The 20,622-nt window shown below is 43.3% G+C and carries 20 protein-coding genes; 2 read left to right on the top strand and 18 right to left on the bottom strand.

Going from position 1 to position 20,622, the window contains the following annotated elements; all coding sequences use genetic code 11:
• Position 1 precedes the first annotated feature (1 nt).
• The gene (locus PGR14_RS10720; RefSeq protein WP_022220860.1) at positions 2 to 1,366 is read left to right on the top strand and encodes an MATE family efflux transporter; all 1,365 of its coding nucleotides are present in this window, start codon (positions 2 to 4) and stop codon (positions 1,364 to 1,366) included.
• Between the two features lie 258 nt (positions 1,367 to 1,624).
• Here PGR14_RS10720 and PGR14_RS10715 read toward each other — a convergent pair whose 3' ends face one another.
• The 13 genes from PGR14_RS10715 to PGR14_RS10655 form a co-directional block, all read right to left on the bottom strand.
• On the bottom strand, positions 1,625 to 2,119 hold the full coding sequence (locus PGR14_RS10715; RefSeq protein WP_117824172.1) for a DUF2798 domain-containing protein: 495 nt from the start codon (positions 2,117 to 2,119) through the stop codon (positions 1,625 to 1,627).
• Between the two features lie 203 nt (positions 2,120 to 2,322).
• Positions 2,323 to 2,790 carry a signal peptidase II gene (locus PGR14_RS10710; protein ID WP_270223370.1) on the bottom strand — a complete coding sequence of 156 codons (468 nt, stop codon included), beginning with the start codon at positions 2,788 to 2,790 and terminating at the stop codon, positions 2,323 to 2,325.
• A gap of 2 nt (positions 2,791 to 2,792) precedes the next feature.
• Positions 2,793 to 3,080 carry a hypothetical protein gene (locus PGR14_RS10705; RefSeq protein ID WP_270223369.1) on the bottom strand — a complete coding sequence of 96 codons (288 nt, stop codon included), beginning with the start codon at positions 3,078 to 3,080 and terminating at the stop codon, positions 2,793 to 2,795.
• Positions 3,081 to 3,112: 32 nt separating this feature from the next.
• Positions 3,113 to 4,801 (bottom strand): S8 family peptidase, encoded by a 1,689-nt coding sequence (locus tag PGR14_RS10700; protein ID WP_270223368.1) that lies wholly within the window; start codon positions 4,799 to 4,801, stop codon positions 3,113 to 3,115.
• A 103-nt stretch (positions 4,802 to 4,904) separates the two neighbouring features.
• Positions 4,905 to 6,161, bottom strand: coding sequence for a cation:proton antiporter (locus tag PGR14_RS10695; RefSeq protein ID WP_270223367.1), 1,257 nt, complete (start codon positions 6,159 to 6,161; stop codon positions 4,905 to 4,907).
• 172 nt (positions 6,162 to 6,333) lie between these two features.
• Entirely contained in the window at positions 6,334 to 7,767 is a 1,434-nt protein-coding gene (gene clpX / locus PGR14_RS10690) for an ATP-dependent Clp protease ATP-binding subunit ClpX (protein WP_055158510.1), read from the bottom strand.
• A 51-nt stretch (positions 7,768 to 7,818) separates the two neighbouring features.
• On the bottom strand, positions 7,819 to 9,780 hold the full coding sequence (gene ligA, locus PGR14_RS10685; protein WP_270223366.1) for an NAD-dependent DNA ligase LigA: 1,962 nt from the start codon (positions 9,778 to 9,780) through the stop codon (positions 7,819 to 7,821).
• A 16-nt stretch (positions 9,781 to 9,796) separates the two neighbouring features.
• On the bottom strand, positions 9,797 to 10,573 hold the full coding sequence (locus PGR14_RS10680) for a pseudouridine synthase (RefSeq protein ID WP_270223365.1): 777 nt from the start codon (positions 10,571 to 10,573) through the stop codon (positions 9,797 to 9,799).
• 12 nt (positions 10,574 to 10,585) lie between these two features.
• Positions 10,586 to 11,653 carry a DHHW family protein gene (locus PGR14_RS10675; RefSeq protein WP_055249146.1) on the bottom strand — a complete coding sequence of 356 codons (1,068 nt, stop codon included), beginning with the start codon at positions 11,651 to 11,653 and terminating at the stop codon, positions 10,586 to 10,588.
• Positions 11,654 to 11,794: 141 nt separating this feature from the next.
• Positions 11,795 to 13,192, bottom strand: coding sequence for an MBOAT family O-acyltransferase (locus PGR14_RS10670; protein WP_270223364.1), 1,398 nt, complete (start codon positions 13,190 to 13,192; stop codon positions 11,795 to 11,797).
• 21 nt (positions 13,193 to 13,213) lie between these two features.
• The gene (locus PGR14_RS10665; protein ID WP_022220849.1) at positions 13,214 to 13,708 is read right to left on the bottom strand and encodes a DUF4358 domain-containing protein; all 495 of its coding nucleotides are present in this window, start codon (positions 13,706 to 13,708) and stop codon (positions 13,214 to 13,216) included.
• The gene (locus PGR14_RS10660) at positions 13,705 to 14,487 is read right to left on the bottom strand and encodes a GDSL-type esterase/lipase family protein (protein WP_270223363.1); all 783 of its coding nucleotides are present in this window, start codon (positions 14,485 to 14,487) and stop codon (positions 13,705 to 13,707) included. Before PGR14_RS10660 ends, PGR14_RS10665 begins: the two co-directional genes overlap by 4 nt.
• 100 nt (positions 14,488 to 14,587) lie before the next feature.
• Positions 14,588 to 15,298 carry a TraX family protein gene (locus PGR14_RS10655; RefSeq protein ID WP_270223362.1) on the bottom strand — a complete coding sequence of 237 codons (711 nt, stop codon included), beginning with the start codon at positions 15,296 to 15,298 and terminating at the stop codon, positions 14,588 to 14,590.
• 104 nt (positions 15,299 to 15,402) lie between these two features.
• Here PGR14_RS10655 and PGR14_RS10650 point away from each other — a divergent pair, with 104 nt between their 5' ends.
• On the top strand, positions 15,403 to 15,897 hold the full coding sequence (locus PGR14_RS10650) for a DUF5721 family protein (RefSeq protein ID WP_022220846.1): 495 nt from the start codon (positions 15,403 to 15,405) through the stop codon (positions 15,895 to 15,897).
• A 306-nt stretch (positions 15,898 to 16,203) separates the two neighbouring features.
• On the opposite strand, the gene PGR14_RS10645 is transcribed toward PGR14_RS10650, so the two are convergent.
• From PGR14_RS10645 to udp, 5 genes are all read right to left on the bottom strand, one after another.
• A complete protein-coding gene (locus tag PGR14_RS10645) occupies positions 16,204 to 17,028 on the bottom strand; it encodes a purine-nucleoside phosphorylase (RefSeq protein WP_055249118.1) in 825 nt (274 codons plus the stop codon).
• A 57-nt stretch (positions 17,029 to 17,085) separates the two neighbouring features.
• The gene (add, locus tag PGR14_RS10640) at positions 17,086 to 18,057 is read right to left on the bottom strand and encodes an adenosine deaminase (protein ID WP_055249116.1); all 972 of its coding nucleotides are present in this window, start codon (positions 18,055 to 18,057) and stop codon (positions 17,086 to 17,088) included.
• 61 nt (positions 18,058 to 18,118) lie between these two features.
• Positions 18,119 to 18,541, bottom strand: a complete 423-nt coding sequence (locus tag PGR14_RS10635) for a cytidine deaminase (RefSeq protein WP_055249114.1) — start codon at positions 18,539 to 18,541, stop codon at positions 18,119 to 18,121.
• A gap of 24 nt (positions 18,542 to 18,565) precedes the next feature.
• On the bottom strand, positions 18,566 to 19,762 hold the full coding sequence (locus PGR14_RS10630) for a phosphopentomutase (protein WP_055249112.1): 1,197 nt from the start codon (positions 19,760 to 19,762) through the stop codon (positions 18,566 to 18,568).
• A complete protein-coding gene (gene udp, locus PGR14_RS10625; protein WP_055249110.1) occupies positions 19,763 to 20,536 on the bottom strand; it encodes a uridine phosphorylase in 774 nt (257 codons plus the stop codon).
• Positions 20,537 to 20,622 lie beyond the last annotated feature (86 nt).

Here is a 20,622-nt window from a genome sequence, read left to right as displayed (position 1 = left end):
CATGAACAAAGACAAAGATTTTCTGGGTACTGAACCCGTCGGAAAGCTGATGTTCCGGCTGGCGCTTCCGACGATCACCGCACAGCTCATCAATATGCTGTACAACATTATTGACCGTATTTACATCGGACACATTCCTGGTAATGGGGCACTTGCCCTTACCGGAGTCGGTGTATGTATGCCACTGATTATGATCATTTCCGCTTTTGCCGCACTGGTTGGAGGCGGTGGTGCACCGCATGCTTCGATTGCAATGGGAAAAAATGATCTTAATACTGCAGAACATATTCTGGGTAACTGCTTTTTCCTGCAGATTCTGATTTCTATAATCCTGACAGTCATCCTGCTGTTTGGTAACCGTACTTTTCTTCTTGCCTTCGGTGCCAGTGAAAATACGATTGAATACGCTGTAAATTATATGAACATTTACGCTGTCGGCACTATTTTCGTCCAGCTTACCCTTGGCATGAATATGTTTATCACCACACAGGGCTTTGCCAAAACAGGTATGCTCTCTGTTCTGATCGGAGCAGTGATGAACATTGTTCTGGATCCGCTGTTTATCTTTGCATTCCATCTGGGTGTCAGAGGTGCTGCGCTTGCCACAATTCTGTCACAGGCAGTCTCCTGCATCTGGGTTCTTTCTTTCCTTTGCGGAAAAAAGACGATCCTGCACATCCGGAAAAAGAATCTCATCCTGAAACCGGAGATTATTCTTCCTTGTGTCGCTCTCGGGCTTGCCACATTTATCATGCAGGCTAGTGAGAGTATCATCTCTGTATGTTTCAACTCTTCTCTGCTGAAATACGGAGGAGATATCGCAGTTGGTGCCATGACGATCCTTACCAGTGTCATGCAGTTCGCAATGCTGCCACTGCAGGGTCTTGGACAGGGTGCACAACCAGTCCTGAGCTATAATTACGGTGCAAAAAACAGAGATCGTGTAAAAAAAGCTTTCAGGCTTCTTTTAACAGCAAGCCTCTGTTATTCCACAATTCTGTGGGCATTTATTATGCTCTTCCCTCAGGTGTTTGCAGAAATGTTTACTTCCGATTCTGCACTGCTTGGTTTTACTAAATCAGCACTCCGGATTTACTGTGCCTGCCTGCTGCTTTTCGGAATCCAGATCGCATGCCAGATGGCATTTACATCATTCGGAAAAGCAAAGGCTTCGATTGCTGTCGCTGTTACACGTAAATTTATCCTGTTGCTGCCACTGATCTATCTGCTGCCGCATATTCTGACCGGGAACAAGACCAATGCAGTGTATATGGCTGAACCGATTGCAGACTTCCTGGCTGTATCCTTCACGACGGTTTTGTTTACGTTTCAGTTTAGGAAAGTGTTGAAAGAACTTGAGGGGTAGTCGCAAGAGAGCATAAAAAATAATCCCTGGTAGCTGCTAAGTTGCACGAACCATTCCAACGAGCCTTTCAAAGCATCAATTGTGTCAGCAATGGCTTCCACAATTGATTAAGTCTCGTTTCCATCGTGCAAAGACGCATCTACCAGGGATTATTTTTTATTTACGTTGTTGACTGAGTTTTACTTCTTTGACTGGGTGTTGAACTGGAGCCGTAAATCATTGTTTTATATTTTCAAATGGATTTACACTTTACCTCAATTAGGCTTCCTGACCATCAGCGATTTTGGATGTTTCTTTTTCTGGGAATAATAATGTGAAAATCTTTCTTACCAGTGGACCGGCGAAGCAGAGCTGCCAGAAGAATGCCATCGGGAAGTTGATTGCTGTGGTCTGGAACCAGACGGATATGAACTGGGTTCCCGCATTCTTGAAGAGCAGGGTTGCTGCAAGGCTCATAAGTGGACACATTCCGATGATGGATACTACGGAAATGGCGATCACCAGGTGAAAGTTATTATCTCTTTCCAGATTAACAATGGAAAATGCTTTTTTCTTTGCAAATGGTCCGATCAGGAAAAAATCAAGGATGAATGCAATTGGTCCCATAATGACCAGCTCGTGGAATGCATTTAAAAATACCTGGTTGTTCATTCCTCCTACGTTGAGAGCAATGTTGTAACAGATCATGGTATAAACCATCACGAACACCATGATAATTGTGAAAATAACGTCTTGAAATTTGTTTTTTGGCATAAAAATATCCTCCTTCATAATAAGCGTAACAGAAAATGTGTTGTTCGTTCATCATTCCGGAGGAATGTATCGTTTCCAATATAACCGAGATTCTATTCTTTTTTCTATATGGTATATGCCAGACAACGCCATATCAGCAAGGTTTATAATACCTCAACTCTTTAAAAACAGTCAAGTATTTTTTCAGATACATTGAATCATTTTTATCTCTTTTTTCCAAATAAAGAACTCCATACCGTCAGGATCGCTCCTGCAAAAAGAGCCAGATCCGAGAGATTAAAAGTGATATCCGAGAGTTTCCTGTTCTTTGTTTTCAGAGACAGATAATCGACCACATAACCTCTTTTGAAACGGTCATAAGTATTACCAACTGCTCCGCCCAGCATCAGCGATGTTCCAAGCTTTGCCAGTTTGCGTCCCGGTTCTTTCCAAAGAAGGTGCTCCCAGAAAAACAGGATTCCAAGTGCTGCCGCCGACATGCCTTTTACCAGCTTTGGTCTGGAATCCAGATGATTCATCATCAGACCTTTGTTGTGGACTTTGCGGTAGATTCCTTTTCCTTTCCAAATCCGGCGTTCTTCCCCGTCTCTTACATTTTCTTCAGTATATTTTTTAATTCCAAGATCGCCCCCGGCAACAAAAGCTCCGGTTAAAATGCTCAGGATTTCCATAATTATTCTCCTTTGATTCGCGCGATTTCCTGCTCGCATACCTTTGTCTGTTCTTCACGCTTTTCGATTGCTTCGCAGAGTGCGATAAAATCGGTATCTACCACTTCCCCCTGTTTGAAACGCTCATATACCAATCGTCCGATCTCTGTCATATCCCGCTCGCTGTCTCGCTTCAGACCATAGATCTCATTTTTCTTTTTCTGAATATCGATCGTATCTCCTGCCTTCTTTCCAAGATCATCCACGGTATCTGAAATCCGCTTTCCTATTGTATCAAAAAAATCACTCATTTACTTTTTCCCCTTTCGCATCTGCGTATTTTTCAGAACCGCCTGATCTGCTCAAAAGTACGGTAAAGGTTCAATGCTCCATATCCCCATTCCTGGTTCGGATAATTCATGTCTGTCTTCCGTGAAGCTCCCAATATCAGCAGATTCTTCATCTGTGATGCATCCAGATTCACTCCATGCCTATCCAGCCACTCCATAAAAAGTGCCAGTGCTCCGGAAGTGATTCCAACTGCTATACTGGAACCAGATCTTGCAACAAACTGCCCCCTTAAATTGATCCCTGTCACATTGATCCCCGGCGCAGCAAAATCCGGTTTGATTCTGTTATCTCTAGTATAACCTCTTCCCGAACTGACTGCAATGCTATTTTCCTTTCCATTATAGTACGCTGCACAGACCACCGCCCCGGTATCCCCTGGTTCCATCACCGTATATTCCGGATTTGCACGGATAAAATAGACATTTCCCGTCAGAAACTCTTCCATTGGAAGCCAGATATGAAAGATTCCATTCCCCAGCTCCAGTGTTTCCGGTATAATCTTCCAGATTCCGCTTCCCGGTCTTTCAAACTGAAAAAATGCCAGCTGTGCCCCGGTCGTCTCTACCAGAACCCGGTAATTAAATATTACCCTGGTCTGCTCGAATACAAACACATACTCTCCTATTCCCCGTTTGAGCGAGATCGGTCCTACTGTCTGTCCTGTTGGAGATGCGATAGAAAGAGCCAGAAGATTCGGAAGTTCTGTCCATAGTTCCATCACAAAACCTCTGGTATTATTCCCTACATTAATCTCGACCGGCAGATTATTTTCCTGTTCCAGAATTCCCAGATAATGATGCCTTTTATCTGCCTCGTTGCCACTTCCGGTCACAATCCCGATTCCTTCGCTCGCCGCTACATTTTGCAGATACTCTGACAGGATTGAATATCCTCCATGTCCTCCAAAGCTTGTTCCAACTGCCAGACAGATCACCAATGGTCTTTTCAGCTCTTCTTGTACCTTCTGCAGATAAAAAACCGCCGCTACCAAATCATTTTCCTGATAGCATCCGGCATCCCGGTCTATAAAATAGTACTCCCGTAAATATTCTTTTGCCTCTTTCAGCTTCACGATCACCATCTCTGCCTCCGGCGCTGCCCCGATAAACAGATTCTCCGGATTTGCCCCTCCGCATGCCACACTTGCAACAAAAGTGCCATGTCCGTCCGTATCAAATGACGGAACGGTTTCCTTGGGATTCTCACTTAGGATTGCCTGATTGATTTGTTCCTTCGTATATTCACTTCCATATCCGATTTCCCGTGGCGCTGTTCCACTTTGTTCTTCCTGATCCCAGATTCGCTGGATCCTGGTCGAACCATCCAGATTCCGGAAAATGGGATCCAGATAGTTGATCCCAGTATCAATGATCCCAACCAGAACTCCTTCACCACTCAGTTCCAGACCAGGTATATTCTGAACCGCAGCAATTCCCGCCTGCTGGATTGCTGCCATATCCAGTGTTGTATAACACTTCGGAACCATTGTATAAGGATAATCGGCAAGTGACTTTTTTCTGTCTTCACTCTGGTCAATATAAAAAAGCTCAAAACCGTATTTCAACGGTATCCGGCATCCGTTTTCCAAAGGAAAGTTTTTCCCAAGAGCACCGGTATCCCTCATCATAAAATCCCTGTATTCTTCTGACAGGATCTTTTCTTTACATTCTTCCTGTAGCATAAAAATCCCTCATATACTTTCTTTTGGAAAATATATGAGGGATTTTTCTTTCTTATTACTATGATACTGGACGGTTACGCATTTTGCACTCCATATCCATTCTTTATTCGGTACGTTTCTTTTCAATATCCTCGTAGAAGGAAGTCACTTCTTTTCCTTTTTCCAGGGTACTTACATTCGGACCGCTCTTGAATACGATTTTCAGAAGAATTGGTGTGATGATCGTTGTGATCACTACCACGATGATAACCGGTCCGAGGAAATTACCGCCCATCATACCGAGTGCTTCTCCCTTGCTGGCAACGATCAGCGCAACCTCACCACGGGAGATCATTCCGACACCGATTCGTGCACACTGATAATTCTTATATCCACACATCTTCGCACCAAGGGCGCAGCCAACGATCTTTGTCAGGATCGCAACAATGGTAAGAACCACTGCAAAGCCTACAATTGCAGTACTCATCTTCGGAAGTTCTACCTTCAGTCCGATACTTGCGAAAAATACCGGTGAAAGCAACATATAAGACATGGTATCAAATTTCTTCAGCACGAAATCAGATTTACTTGTATTGGAAATGATCAGTCCGGCAATAAATGCACCTGTGATATCTGCAACACCGAAGAATTTCTCTGCCACATAAGCCATCAACAGACAGAATACAAATGCCATAATCGCATGACGTCTGAGTCCCTTTTCCGCCTGATCTGTCCACTTTTTAAATATCTTGTAAAAGATCAGTCCGATCACACCTGCAAATGCGAAGAATGCAACGATCTTCAGTAATACAACTGAAATCTTTACTGATTCATCTGCCATACTTGTTACCAGTGTCAGTGCAATGATACCAAGCACGTCATCAATGATCGCAGCTCCAAGAATCGCATTTCCGGATTTGGTTTTTAATTTACCAAGTTCTTTTAATGTCTCTACCGTAATACTTACGGAAGTTGCTGTCAGGATAACACCGATAAAGATATTCTGCAAAAATACGCTGCAGGATGCATCGGATGCGATCACATCCGGACGGTTAAAGAACATTGCAGTCGCATAACCGCCGATCAGTGGAACGATAACACCTATCAGTGCAATAACGAAGGATGCTTTTCCACTTGCCTTCAATTCCTGTATATCAGTTTCCAGACCTGCACAAAACATCAGCACGATAACACCGATCTCTGCAACGTTATGTATAAAGCTTGTCTCTGTCAAAATCCCAAGCATCGCCGGTCCAAGAAGAACTCCTGCAAGAAGTGCCCCTACAACCTGTGGCATCTGTACCTTTCTGGTCGCAAGACCAAGTGCTTTAGTACAAAGTAAAATAATTGCAAGATCCAGTAAATACTTATAAGTCTCCATTCTCTCTCTCTCCTGTTTATATCTTGTTTTTTTAGACACATTTTTTAATGTACACCTTTTAATACAATTTTTCAACAAAAAAATACCCGTAAATCTTAAATTTACGGATATTTCCCATTCTATTTTTGTATGATCGCCATGTTTTTTTGATATATGAAGGTTATTGTTATACTTAGTGATGCTCAAGCCTTGGTACAGACTGGCTTCTCAGCTCGATCAGCGGTCCTCCGGTTCCTTCGATATATGCCTCCGTGATCGTCACTTCCCCGATGCTGTCATCCTTCGGAATCTCATACATAATATCCAGCATGAATTCTTCAATGATCGCACGCAGTGCACGGGCTCCGGTATCCTTCTTCATTGCCTTTCTTGCGATCGCATGAAGTGCACCATCATCGAATTTCAGATTGACCTCATCCAGTGCCAGAAGCTTCTGATACTGCTTGAGGATCGCATTTTTCGGCTCTTTTAATATCTGAACCATCATCTCTTCATCCAGTCCCTGAAGCGTAAATACGATCGGGAGACGTCCCAGAAATTCCGGAATCATTCCGAAGTTACGCAGATCTTCTGTCGTCACCTTCTCCAGTATTTTCTTATCATGATCATATTTGTCTTTCAGATCCGCTCCAAACCCGATAGAAGAATTCTTCATCAGTCTTTCCTTGATGATCTGCTCAAGATCCGGGAACGCACCGCCACAGATAAAAAGGATATTCTTTGTATTGACTGTAGTGAGCGGAACCATCGCATTCTTACTGTTGGCTCCTACCGGCACTTCCACTTCGCTGCCTTCTAACAGCTTTAACATTCCCTGCTGTACGGATTCTCCGCTGACATCTCTCTGGCTGGTATTCTTCTTCTTCGCAATCTTGTCGATCTCATCGATAAAGATAATTCCCTGTTCCGCCTTATCTACGTCGTTGTCCGCAGCTGCAAGGAGCTTTGATACTACACTTTCAATATCATCCCCTATGTAGCCGGCCTCGGTAAGAGAGGTCGCATCTGTAATTGCAAGCGGCACATCCAAAAGTTTTGCCAGTGTCTTTACCAGATACGTCTTTCCAGAGCCGGTAGGTCCGATCATCAGCATATTGGATTTCTCGATTTCAATCTCATCCATTGTATCCGTTGCCACTCTTTTATAATGATTGTATACGGCAACCGACATTACCTTCTTGGCGTATTCCTGTCCTACTACATATTCATCCAGTTTCGCTTTGATCTTATGCGGAGCAGGAATATCCTTGATATTCAGGATCGGTTCTTTTTCTTCTTCCGGCTTTTTCTTTTTCACACGCTGGCTCTTCGGGATCTGTGCATCCATGTCTCCAAATCCCATCATCGGTCCCATGTTCATAAACTGGCTGTAATCCATCCCGCCAAAATTCATATTGTTCATTGCATCAAAGCTTTTTTGCATACAGTCCGGGCACACGCAGATATTGTTCGGAAGATCGATCATCTTTCCGGTCACACTCTCCGGTCTGTGACAGATGAAGCAGACCTTTTCATAGCGATCTTCGTTATTTTCTTTTTTGTCTGTATTTTCTACCTCACCGGTTACTTTTTCAACTGTCTTGTCCTTCTGGTCATTTTCTGCCATTGGCTGGTCCTCCTTTTTTCGGTCGTATTCAGACAGATTCCTCTGTCCTTCTTATTCGATTTCCACCCCTGCAAGTTCTATAAACTCTTCCTCTGAAATGATCGGCACTCCAAGTTCTTTCGCCTTTCTGTTCTTGGAAGAAGCAGACTCTACATCATTGTTGATCAGATAATTTGTCTTCTTCGTTACAGATCCGGTCACTTTTCCACCCATCTTCTCAACCAGTTCTTTTACCTCATTCCGGTTTGCAAAATGATTCACGCTGCCAGTGATAACGAAACTCATACCTGCAAATTTCTGTTCCTCTGCCATCTCTTCCGGCTGGATCTCCAGTTCTCCGAGAAGGAGCTTAAATTCCTTTTTTCTTTCCTCTGATATAAAATATTTTACAAATGCCGCCGCAAGCACCGGACCTACCCCCTGGATATCACTCAGTTCTTCTTCAGATGCTCCTGTCATTTTTTCCACATCATTTTTAAAATGGCGGCAGATCAGTTTTGCATTTGCGAGACCGATTCCTGCAATCCCAAGTCCATATACCACTTTAGCAAGTGTTGTGCTTCTCGCCTTATCCACGCTTGCGATCAGGTTCGCATAGGATTTTTCTCCAAAGCCTTCCATCGTCTGAATTTCTTCCTGATAGGAATCCAGATGGAAGATATCTCTGTATTTGTGAATGAATCCTCTCGCAATAAATTTCTCCAGTGTCGCCTCAGAAAGCCCATCAATATTGAGTGCATCCCTGCTGACAAACAATGCAAAGGATTTGATTCTTTTTGCCTGACACATCGGATTTGTGCAATACAACGACTTTGCATCATTCATCTGACGGATCTCCGTAGCTCCACCACAAACCGGACAGACTTTCGGGATCTCAATATTATCACTGCCGGTCAGATTCTTTGCAATCTGTGGAATGATCATATTCGCCTTATAGACTTCGATCGTATCCCCGATTCCCAGATGCAGCTCCTCCATAATACTTAAATTGTGTACACTTGCACGGCTTACCGTTGTTCCTTCCAGCTCTACCGGTTCAAAGATCGCTACCGGATTAATAAGCCCTGTTCTTGATGGACTCCATTCAATCTCCAGAAGGTGCGTCTCGCGGATCTCATCTGCCCATTTGAAAGCAAAAGAATCACGTGGAAATTTTGCCGTTCTCCCAAGCGACTGCCCATACGCAATGTCATCATATACAAGAACCAGACCATCTGACGGAAAATCATTTTCTACGATCTTTTCTGCAAAAAATGCAACCTTCTCATCCAGTTCTTCCCTTGTCACCAGATAATGCTCCACCACATCAAATCCCTGATCTTCCAGCCAGTCAAGCTGTTCTTTTCTGGAATTGTGGAAATCCACATTTTCTGCACGTACCAGGGTAAATGCATAGAATTTTACGTTTCTCTGTGCCGTGATCTTGTTGTTCAGCTGGCGGACAGAACCACTGCACAGATTCCGTGGATTTTTATATTTTGCATCCACGTCATCAATTTCTTCATTGATCCGCTCAAAATCTTTGTAACCGATCACCGCTTCCCCTCGCAGGATCAGTTCCCCTTTATACGGAATATGAAGCGGCACGTTTTTAAATACTTTCGCATTGTTGGTAATGACCTCACCGACTTCCCCATTTCCTCTTGTAACTGCCTTAAAAAGTTCGCCGTCACGATAGGTCAGAACGATCGTCAGACCATCCATCTTCCATGAGATCACAGCCATCTGGTCTCCGACAAATTCCTTCAGCCTTGCCACTTCTTTTGTCTTGTCAAGAGAAAGCATCGGTGACTCATGACGTTCTTTCGGAAGCTCACTTAATACTTCATATCCTACATTCACCGTCGGACTGGAAGCCATAACGGTTCCCAGCTCTTCTTCCAGATCTTTCAGTTCATCATACAGCGCATCATACTCATAATTGCTCATAATTTCCTGCGCATCCTGATAATAAGCTTTTCCGGCTTTATTCAGAAGCTCTACCAGCTCCTGCATCCTTTTCATCTTATCCATATCCAAATCCACACTTTTAATTATTCTTCCACGGTGTCGGCTCTGACTTTGAATCCCTGATCAGCTCATAGAGTTCATTCAGTTCCTGATCCGTAACCTTCCGGTATTCTCCCGGCTTTAAATTACCAAGTTCGATATTCATGATCCGCACTCTCCGCAGCTCCTTTACCTCGTAGCCAAGTGCCTCACACATCCGGCGGATCTGCCGGTTGAGTCCCTGTGTCAGAATGATCTTAAATTTATATTTTCCAAGCTTTTCTACCTGGCATGGTCTTGTGACAGTATCCAGGATCGGGACACCGCCTGCCATCTCCTTGAGAAATTCATCTGTCACAGGCTTATCAACTGTAACTTTATATTCTTTTTCATGTTTATTTGCCGCACGCATCATCCGGTTGATAATGTCGCCGTTGTTCGTCATCAGAAGCAGCCCTTCCGAATCCTTATCCAGACGTCCTACATAAGTAATCCGTACCGGATAGTTAAGAAAACGTACAATACTGTCTCTCTCCCGTCTTTCCTCAGTACAGACAATTCCACGCGGCTTATTGACCGCAAGCACGATCATCTCTTCCTGTCTGGATACCTGCTTTTTCCCAATCCGGACAACCTGCCACGGCTCTACCTTCATTCCGGTCTCTGCACGCACACCGTCAACCGTCACCTGTCCGGCTGCTATCAGTTTGTCCGCTTCCCTTCTGGAACATACACCAGCTTCACTTAAATATTTGTTCAGCCGGACCGGTCCTTTATTTTCCGTGTCCAGAAATTGCTTTTCTATTTTATTTGCCATGTTTTTCTCCTGTTAATTCTCATCCAGTACCCCCGCCAGCATCCGGTCTTCAAAGAATGTATTGGCATTATACAGGAACAGCACATCATCAAACTGTTTATCTGACATCACAGAACTTAATTTACCGGTATAATAACGAGGGTCGATCACAACGATTTCCCGGTAATACGGAGCCAGAAGCGGAAGAAAACAGTTTGCATATGAATCTTTGAACACCAGAAGTCTGCGTTTTTCTGTCTGTGTTGACTGGATATCGATCATTGCATGATTTCCACCGAAGAATACGGAATATTGATCTCTCTCATCCAGTTTGGATGAATCATACATAGAAGCACTCTTTTTCTGTTCTTCCACATAATTGACTGCAACCTGTGGTGCATCCGCACTCTTTGGCAGATAAATATAGATTGGTTCCTTATAATCTGTCTCATATCCACTCTTTGCGGATAACGTTCCGTTAAAAGAATCCGATACCGCATAGGCTTTCATCTTAATTTCTTCACTCTTATCCAGTCCAAGCTGCGTCTTTGCTCCCTGGAATGCATACCATGCACCAAGAGAAGTCCAGTGATGATCCGTGTGATAATAAATTGCTTCATCCTTGTGAGCATCCAGTACTTTTTCTGCATCGATCCAGTCATAAGAATCTCCAAGTTCTGCCTTTACACGGCTGATCTGTCTGCTCTGACTGGCAGTCACCGCAAATGCCGGAAGCTTGTCCTCCATAACATTTGCCGCATTTGGGACCAGCATCATATGCATCTGGATATCCGGATAACGCTCTTTAAAATTCTTCATTGCATCCAGATTCTCTTTCAGATCACTTTCATCTGCCACAGCAACATCTTCCATCAGATAATGATCCTTTCCTTTGAAAACACCACCTTCTTCTGTCCTCCCCGCCACACTGTCCGCAAATGTCTTGATTCTTACCCAGGTATCTCTTCCTGCAAACTGATCCGATACATACTCCTCGTACTGCTCCATAAACCTTCCGGAAGCAATTCCGGAAAGAGAAATTTCCGGTTTCTGCGCCAGCATACGCATTTCTTTTTCTGACATCTGCCTGTCTTTATGCATAAGGTTTACTCCGCAGCTGAGAATAAGGACTCCCAGAAATAAAAACGCACATACTGCCTGGATCTGTTTTTTCCCTCCTGGCAGAAAATACTTTGTTCTGTTTTTTTGTTTATTATTCTTTCTTTCTACCATTGTCTTTCCTTAAAATCTAAAATATAAAAATGGATTGTAACTTTCTGTCACCAGATATGCCACACACAGCACAAACAGTCCTGCCATCAGGCAGCCTGCCAGAACCGTATGCGGTCTTTCCTCATCAAATACCAGCCGCTTTCCGAGCAGATGCATAAACGGTGTACTTCCTATGATCCCTGCCACCCAGAAGAGCCAGTTTCGCATGATCAGGTACAATGCCTGGCTGTCCATAAATCCGGTTGCACCCTGTCCGAACATATTGCCGATCCAGGTAAGTGCGCTTCCGAGTGTCGGGCTGAAGAACAGTACCCAGCCGAGCATGACCAGAATCATTGTGTAAAGTGTCTGGACTGCCTCCGGCAGCTTTGCAAGTATTTTTCCTGTAAAATATTTTTCAGTAATGAGGATCACTCCGTAGAAGAGCCCCCATACTACAAAGTTCCAGCTTGCCCCGTGCCAGAGACCGGTCAGGAACCATACGATCAGAAGATTCAGTAAATGCCGCGGAACCGTTACCCTGTTTCCTCCAAGCGGAATATACACATACTCGCGGAACCATGATCCCAGCGAAATATGCCATCTTCTCCAGAACTCGGTAACACTTTTGGAAATATACGGATAATTGAAGTTCTGCATAAACTCAAATCCGAACATCTTTCCAAGTCCGACTGCCATGTCCGAATAACCGCTGAAATCGAAATAAATCTGGAAAGTGTAGGCAAGACATCCAAGCCATGCAGTCACTACTGACATTCCATCCATCGCCGCGATATTTTCATAAATCGAACCAATCGTATTCGCCAAAAGCACCTTCTTTGCCAGTCCCATCACAAAGAACCAGGCACCGTATCCAAACTTCGTCAGTGATTCCTTTCTTTCACGCAGTTGTCTCTCCACATCTGCATACTGTACGATCGGACCTGCGATCAGCTGTGGGAACATTGTAACATAGGTTCCGAAATCAATCAGATTTACCTGTACGTCTACATTTCCCCTATATACATCAATGATGTAAGACAATGTCTGGAAAGTATAGAAAGAAATTCCGATTGGGAGCTCCAGTTTTCTATATGGAATATAGAACGGAAGGATCGCATTTAAATTTGTTACGATAAATCCGTAATATTTGAAAAATCCAAGAATAAACAGGTTTACAACGATCGTAAAGATCAGACTGCGCACCTGCGATTTTCTTCCTGCTTTTAATGCAATGTCCATCCCGCAAAAATAATTGAACAGAATGGAAATCAGCATCAGGAAGATATAGACCGGCTCTCCCCACGCATAAAATATGAGGGAAGCGATCAAAAGTACCACATTTTTTACCTTACGCGGCACCAAATAATATACCAACAGTGTAATTGGCAAAAATGTAAACAAAAATACCAGACTACTAAATAACATAACTTTTTCGTTTCCTTTTATCTACTTCAGGCTCTTTGTAAACGCCTTTTCTACAGTTTCAGCTTTTGGTGAAATAACAAAAAGCACGTATGTACCTTTCGTCTTAATGATCGAAGCATCCAGAAGCTTTACCTGCTCGGCCCCATATCCTTCAAAATTATCGAGCTGTGTCTTTTTTCGCTGTTCTGCGGCTTTCTCAACTGCCTCTGCCTCATTCTCGTCCTTTGTTTTCACCAGAAGGAGCTCGTTGACTCCCATTGTTTCATTCGTATAATACAGTGTTATATCTTCATAATCCTTTGGATTGATCCCATAGAATCTCTTGATCTCCTGGGTTCCGGCAAGTGTCATGTTCTTGTCATCTGCCGCATCCACAACCGCTTTCTGTACATCTGCAAACGGTGTATCGCTGTCTCCCTTAGACTGAAAGATCAGACCGATATAGATAAGCAAAATAATTACCATCCCAGCTCTGATATTACGCAGAACTGTAAATTCCCCTTTTTTCTTTGTCATATTCCGGCCACCTCCGCCATATGTTCTGCCCAGATTGGATAATACTCCGCCTTCATATGCTCGCCATCCTGCTCATAATACTCATCTTTTACGATCTCTGTATTATCGATAAATGTAATTCCTTCTTCATCACACATTGCTTTAAGTGCGGTATTATAATCCGGAATCTTGGCATAAACCGGCTCTTCTTCTTCTTTTTGAGTGGAAACTGGAAGAACACAGTTGATATAGAGCACTGCATCGGGCATCTGCTCACGCACATTTGCAAGTACCGCTTTGTATTTTTCAATAAATGCATCTGTATCTCCATCTGTTCCGGAAATGTCATTCAGTCCAAGTGCCAGAAAGAGGACTTCCGGCTTTAACTCTGCTGCTGTCCTGATCAGATCACCGGTCTGATCAAGGTGCATTCCTTTTTCCGCTACAACCTTAGAAGTATCAAGCACATCATATACGGTAAAACCGGTTGTGATCGAATCTCCGAGAATCACCGCATGTGCAAATTTTTCGGACAACGGACGGTTCTGCCAGTCCTCTGTCGCCTGTTTTTCTTCTTTCTCAATATTTGAAATTTTGGTCTCCACCGCAGATACATCTGCTTTTTCAAGCTTCTTGATTGCTTTTACTCCTGCTGATGTATTCACCTTATCTGTTCCAAGATGCGAAAGACCAATACTTACAATTACAGTCAGTACAACAACCGCTCCTGCAATTTCCATCAGAACTTTTTTTCTTCTTTCTTCTGCCTGATGTTCTTTCTCCATCGTTCTTTTCTTCATGCTATGCATCCTATCTTTTATTAAAATATGAGTTTCATTTTCATTGAATCATGTGATAAATACTCTAACTTATTCATTTTACTTTCTTCTATTATAAAAGTCAAATCTTTAATAATGCCAAAATCACCAAATGTGCAGGGTAAAACACGTAAAAAAAATACTTTTTCACAAGAAAATGTTTCTGTGATTTTTTTCCGTTATAAAATACCAAAACACAGCCTCCCGCTGCCAGTACTGCAATCATTGCTCCTGCTCCCGCTGCGATTCCTGCAGCTCCCGGAAGTGCTGCTGTCACCGTAATCCCCAGAACAAGTGCTGCAATAAAAAAAGCCTTTTTCCGGCGCTTTGGATCCTCTCCTGCCCGGTAAAACCAAAGCGTATACAATGGAGCCAGAATTGCCCAGTCACAGATACTGCTTACTGCTATAATTCCCAGTACAACCAGACTTTTCTTTCCCGGATCTGATATTTTTTCCTCTGCGATCATCAGACACAGACACAGAAAAAGTGTAAATATCATATTTAAAGTATACCACGGTGCCAGATGATTCCGCGCAAATGCCAGATAATACGGAAGCTGTGAAATGACAGCAAAGATCAGCAGTCTTCCGGCATATTTTTTTACTGACCTTGTATAACGGTATCCTTCAACCAGAAACCAGCACATGACCGGTGCTGTAAAATAACCGATATCCTTTAGCGTTTCGCAGGCAAAGGTTCCTGGTTGCAGAAATATATTTGCAACGTGATTGAGCAGCATAGCAAACACTGCAATGTATTTGATCTGATCCCGGTTTAATTCTATTTTCATCTTGTTATCCATCCTTTTTCTTTCCCGTATTGTATCAAATTCTTATGCATATCTCAAGATTTATGCTATACTGATACTATTACACTGATGACGGGAGGAAGTCTATGCTTATTTTTTCTCTGGATACAAAAAAATGCATGAACGCACTTTTACTGCATCCTGCATTTGATTCCTTTTTATTTATTGAAGGAGATATCACAACTTTTAATACCTTTCAATTTAACGGACGACTAAAAAAAGATTTCTTCAGTGCTGAAGAAAAAGAAGCTCTGGATGACCGGGAATATGCTCTCTGGAAGGAACTTCGCGAGTTTTGTCTTTCTCTGATCAAAGGAAAGCGTACTCCGCTGGGATTTCATTTTGTTCTTTCTATGTCAGCACCGAATATTGCACGGCTTCTCGAACAGGAACATCTTTCATTTGCTCCGGCAGATGTGCAGGGACTGTACCTGAATTTTAAATATGATGGGACAAAACTTAGCTGTACGACAGGAACATCTATGAACCTGTTCACGCTGGACAAATCACTGGAGCAGGCATGGGACAAGATGGCGCAGCGGATTTTTGCAAAGTACGAGATTCCGTTTGAGGTTGAGTAAAATTTTGAAAATAGTGATGAGACAAAGAGCATAAAATACCGCATACAGATTCAATCGGCAAACCATTCCGATGAACCCCTTAAAGCGGAAATCGTGTCAGCAAAGGCTTCCACGATTTCTGGTTTTCATCTCCATTGCCTCAAATGAATCTGTATGCGGTATTTTATGCTCTTTTTCTTTCTACCTCGTTGGCAAAATTCTTACACAATGCCTCAACTCGGAATTGCAAGAGGACGGTCGGCGGGTTCCGGAAAATCCGGAACCTTGGACCTGGTTCTGGGTAAATTCAGTTATATGTTCCGTTTCTTATACGTGGGTAATGATTGCTGTCAGTAATTCCTGGAATTGCTCAGCCACCCGGTCGGCGGTTTGTTGAACTTCCTGGTGGTTCAAATGTTGTGATGTCATGCCGGCGGCGAGGTTGGTGATACAGGAGATGCCACAGACTTCGATTCCCATGTGGCGGGCAGCGATCGTCTCGCAGGCGGTGCTCATGCCTACGGCATCAGCCCCACAGGTGCGGTACATACGGATTTCTGCCGGAGTTTCATAAGATGGACCGGTAAGCTGAAGGTATACACCTTCTTTCAGAGGAATGCCGAGTTTTTGGGCTTCTTTCTTTATGATCTGCTGCATCCGTTCACTATAGGCTTCACTCATATCCGGAAAACGGGTTCCAAGTTCTTCGACATTGGCACCGATCAGTGGATTAGGGATTCCACTCATAATCTGGTCTGTGATGAGCATGAGATCGCCCGGATGGAATCCGGTATTGATTCCGCCTGATGCATTGGTAAGAATCAGCTTCTTTGCGCCTAACATTCCCATCAGCCGCACCGGAAGCACCACATCTGTTACCGGATACCCTTCATAATAATGCACACGTCCCTGCATGATCACAACCGGAACTTCTTTTACATAACCAAATACAAATTGTCCTTTATGTCCCACCACTGTCGACACCGGAAAACCTTCAATTTCTGTATATGGAATGATCTGTTCTATCTTGATTTTTGATGCGTATTCGCCAAGACCGGAGCCCAGAATCACTGCCACTTCCGGTTTAAAATTCGTTTTTTGGAGAATGCTTTTCCGGCATATTTCCAGCTTTTCATAAATTTCATTGCTCATACAGAATTCCTCTTTTCTATTATTCTTCAGAGTCAATCCTCTCTGTTTGTAGTTTCTTTATTTCAGCATTTTGCAAATTTTATCTTTTATAGAATCATCGGCAAATGCAGTATCAATTGCATTTTTCATCATCAGAAGGATTTCTTCGTCCCGGATTCCATAATTTTTCTGAATAAATTCCAGTTCTTTCGTAAGGCTGGTGTTACTTACCGTTCGGTTATCTGTGTTGACCGATACTTTTAACCCTGCATCCAGAAATTCCCGCATCGGATATTCCGCCATGCTGTTTACAGATTTGGTCTGTAAATTGCTGATCGGACACATCTCGATACCAATACCTGCTTTTTTTGCCATTTTCCGGATCTCCTGGTTGCCACGCATCGCGATCCCATGCCCGATCCTTCCAGCTCCCACGTTTATCGAATCTATGACATTCTGTGGATTTCCACATTCTCCGGCATGGAGTGTAAATGGCATTCCCATCTTCTTTGTCTCTGTAAAAATATCCATAAATTCAGACATCGGATACAATGCTTCTGCTCCTGCAAGATCTGCTGCACAAACTCCGGATCCCAGATATTCTCTTGCCGTCTTGATCATCCGCATATTATCCTCAGTGCTGTGATGCCGCATTGCACAGACGATCACACCATACTCGATTCCAAAATCTTTTTTCCCCTGCTCCATTCCGCTGATTACTGCTTCGATCACCTTCCGGTTGTCCATCTTTTTTGTCTCTGACAGAAGTGGAGCAAAACGGATCTCCGCATAACAGACATTTTCTTCGTTCATCTGGGAGAGCAGATCATACGCAGCTCCTGAAAGTCCCTCTTCATCCATAATACATCTGCCGGGAAGGTCAAATTTTTCCAGATATTCATTCAGACTTGTACAGTTTTCTGAAACACTGAGTTCTTCAGGTCTTACAGTTCTTCCAAGCCTTTTTTCAATAAATGGTCTGCTAAGAGAACCGTCCAGATGACAGTGAAGCTCAATCTTTGGTAATTCTTTCAAGGTTTCCTGTGTCATTTTTCATTCCTTCTCTTTTTCCTTTTCTTCAAAAATCTTCTTTTGGAGTCTGAGTCCTTTCTCATTCTGTAAGATTGGATGGTCCGAAACCTTTTGGCAACATTTCTTTCAAGGTATAGATATCATAATGCTTTGCATCTACTGCAAGAATGATCTGAAATGTCTCCGGATCGCAGAATTCCATCATGACCTGCCTGCATACTCCGCACGGCGGTGCATACTCTGTCACAACACCGCCCTTTCCTCCTACAATACAGATTGCATCAAATTCTTTTACTCCTTCGCTGACTGCCTTGAAAAATGCGGTACGCTCCGCACAGTTTGTCGGTGTATAAGCCGCATTTTCAATATTGCATCCCGTATATATCCGTCCATTCTTTCCAAGCAGCGCAGCTCCCACTTTAAAGTCAGAATAAGGGGTATAAGAATATGCAAGCTGAGAAAGCGCGATTTCTATCATTTTTTTAATTTGTTCTTTTTTCATTCTCTTTTTTCCTGCTTTTTCTTGCTAAATAAGTTCATTCAGAATTGAATGCCCGATCGTTCCTTCCGGCATTTTTACACCAAAATTATCTGTGATCGTTGCCCCGATCACTGCAAAGGTATTTTCCTCCATAATCACGCCACCCTCATCCATCTTTTTGGAATACGCCAAAAACGGTACATATTCCCGTGTATGATCGGTTCCTGTGTAGGTCGGATCGTTTCCATGATCGGCGGTAATAATAAGAAGATCATCCTCCCGCAGATCATCCAGCAAAATTCCAAGATTTTTATCAAATCTCTCAATCTCATGTCCATAGCCAACCGGATCGCGCCGGTGTCCCCACTGTGCATCAAAATCAACCAGATTTACAAAGCACAGTCCGTCAAAATCTTTTTTGCAAATCTCAATGGTCTGCTCCATTCCATGCACGGAGCTGTTGGAATGATACGATTCTGTGATTCCTTCCCCGCAAAAGATATCATGGATCTTTCCGACTGCGATCACATCCTTTCCCGCATCTTTCAATGCGTCAAGTGCAGTCTTTCCGGTCGGCTCAAGTGCATAATCCCTGCGGTTGCTGGTTCTTTTAAATTCACCTTTTTTCTTTCCTACATACGGTCTTGCAATGACTCGTCCCACGCGCCATTCATCCTTCATCGTGATCTCTCTTGCGATCTCACAACACCGGTACAGATTTGCCAGATCAAATGTCTCTTCATTTCCACAAATCTGCAATACAGAATCCGCAGAGGTATAGACAATCATTGCACCTGTTTCAATTTCTTCTTCCCCAAGTTCTTCAATAATCTTTGTTCCGCTCTCACTACGGTTTCCAATCACTTTTTTCCCACAACGTTTTTCCAGTTCTGCGATCAGTTCCGGTGGAAATCCATGTTCGGTAAAGGTTTTAAATGGTTTTTCTGTATAAATTCCCATCATTTCCCAGTGTCCGGTCATCGTATCTTTTCCGTTACTCGCCTCTTTCAGCCTGGTAATTTTTCCAACCGGATTCTCGATTCCATACATCTTTCCTCCGGTATGCAGATTCAGCATACCAAGCTTCTGAAGATTTGGAATCTCCAGTGTTCCCATTCTGTCTAAAATATGACCAAATGTATCTACATCCCTGTCACCGAATTTCTCAGAATCAGGCATTGCGCCAATTCCGAGCGAATCCAGAACGATCACAAAGATTCGTTTATATATTGTTTCTTTCATTTACCGCTCCTCTTTGATCAACTTTCTGATGGCTTCCACTGCCACCTGTACTGCCATATCTGTATCATGTACTACCGGATTTTCAAGTCCCAGTTTTTCTCTTTCCTGATTTGCCATTACAAGGAAACACGCACCCACGCGTACATGAAGCTTTGCTGCCACAATGTAAAGTGCTGCCGTCTCCATCTCTGATGCCAGACATCCCAGTTTCTTCCAGGCTTCCCATTTATTGATCAGTTCATAACCTGCCGGCATCATCTCCGGTTCATGCTGTCCGTAAAATGCATCTTTTGACTGTACCACTCCGGTATAAAATTCACAGTCCTTTTCCTTCGCAGCACTGACCAGTGCGTTCACCACCATAAGGTCTGCCACTGCCGGATATTCGATCGGCGCATATTCTTTGCTAGTCCCTTCCATTCTGACGGCACCCGTAGCAACTACAATATCCCCACTTTTTACTTCCGGCTGTATCCCACCGCAGGTTCCAATCCGTACAAACGTATCTGCTCCACATCTGACTAATTCTTCCATCGCAATTGCTGCTGATGGTCCCCCAATTCCGGTAGATGTGACACTTACCTTTACGCCATCTAAAGTTCCTGTATAAGTGATAAATTCCCGGTTATCCGCAATCATCACCGGATCTTCAAAATACTGTGCTATTTTTTTGCAGCGCTTTGGATCTCCCGGGAGAATGACATAACGGCCGACTTCCCCGTTGGCTACCTGAATATGGTATTGTCTGCTTATATCCTTTGAATAATTCTTCATCGTATCCACCGCCTCTCTTTAGTTATATTATACTATAAAAGACCAGGAAGTTCACCAACACTTTGTGGAAAGTATTTCCAAATACA

It is taken from the genome of Coprococcus sp. AF99-45 (assembly GCF_027663865.1).
Lineage (GTDB): Bacteria > Bacillota > Clostridia > Lachnospirales > Lachnospiraceae > Allocoprococcus > Allocoprococcus comes.
The sequence above is the reverse complement of the archived record's forward strand: the minus strand, read 5'-3'. Positions and strand labels throughout refer to the sequence as shown.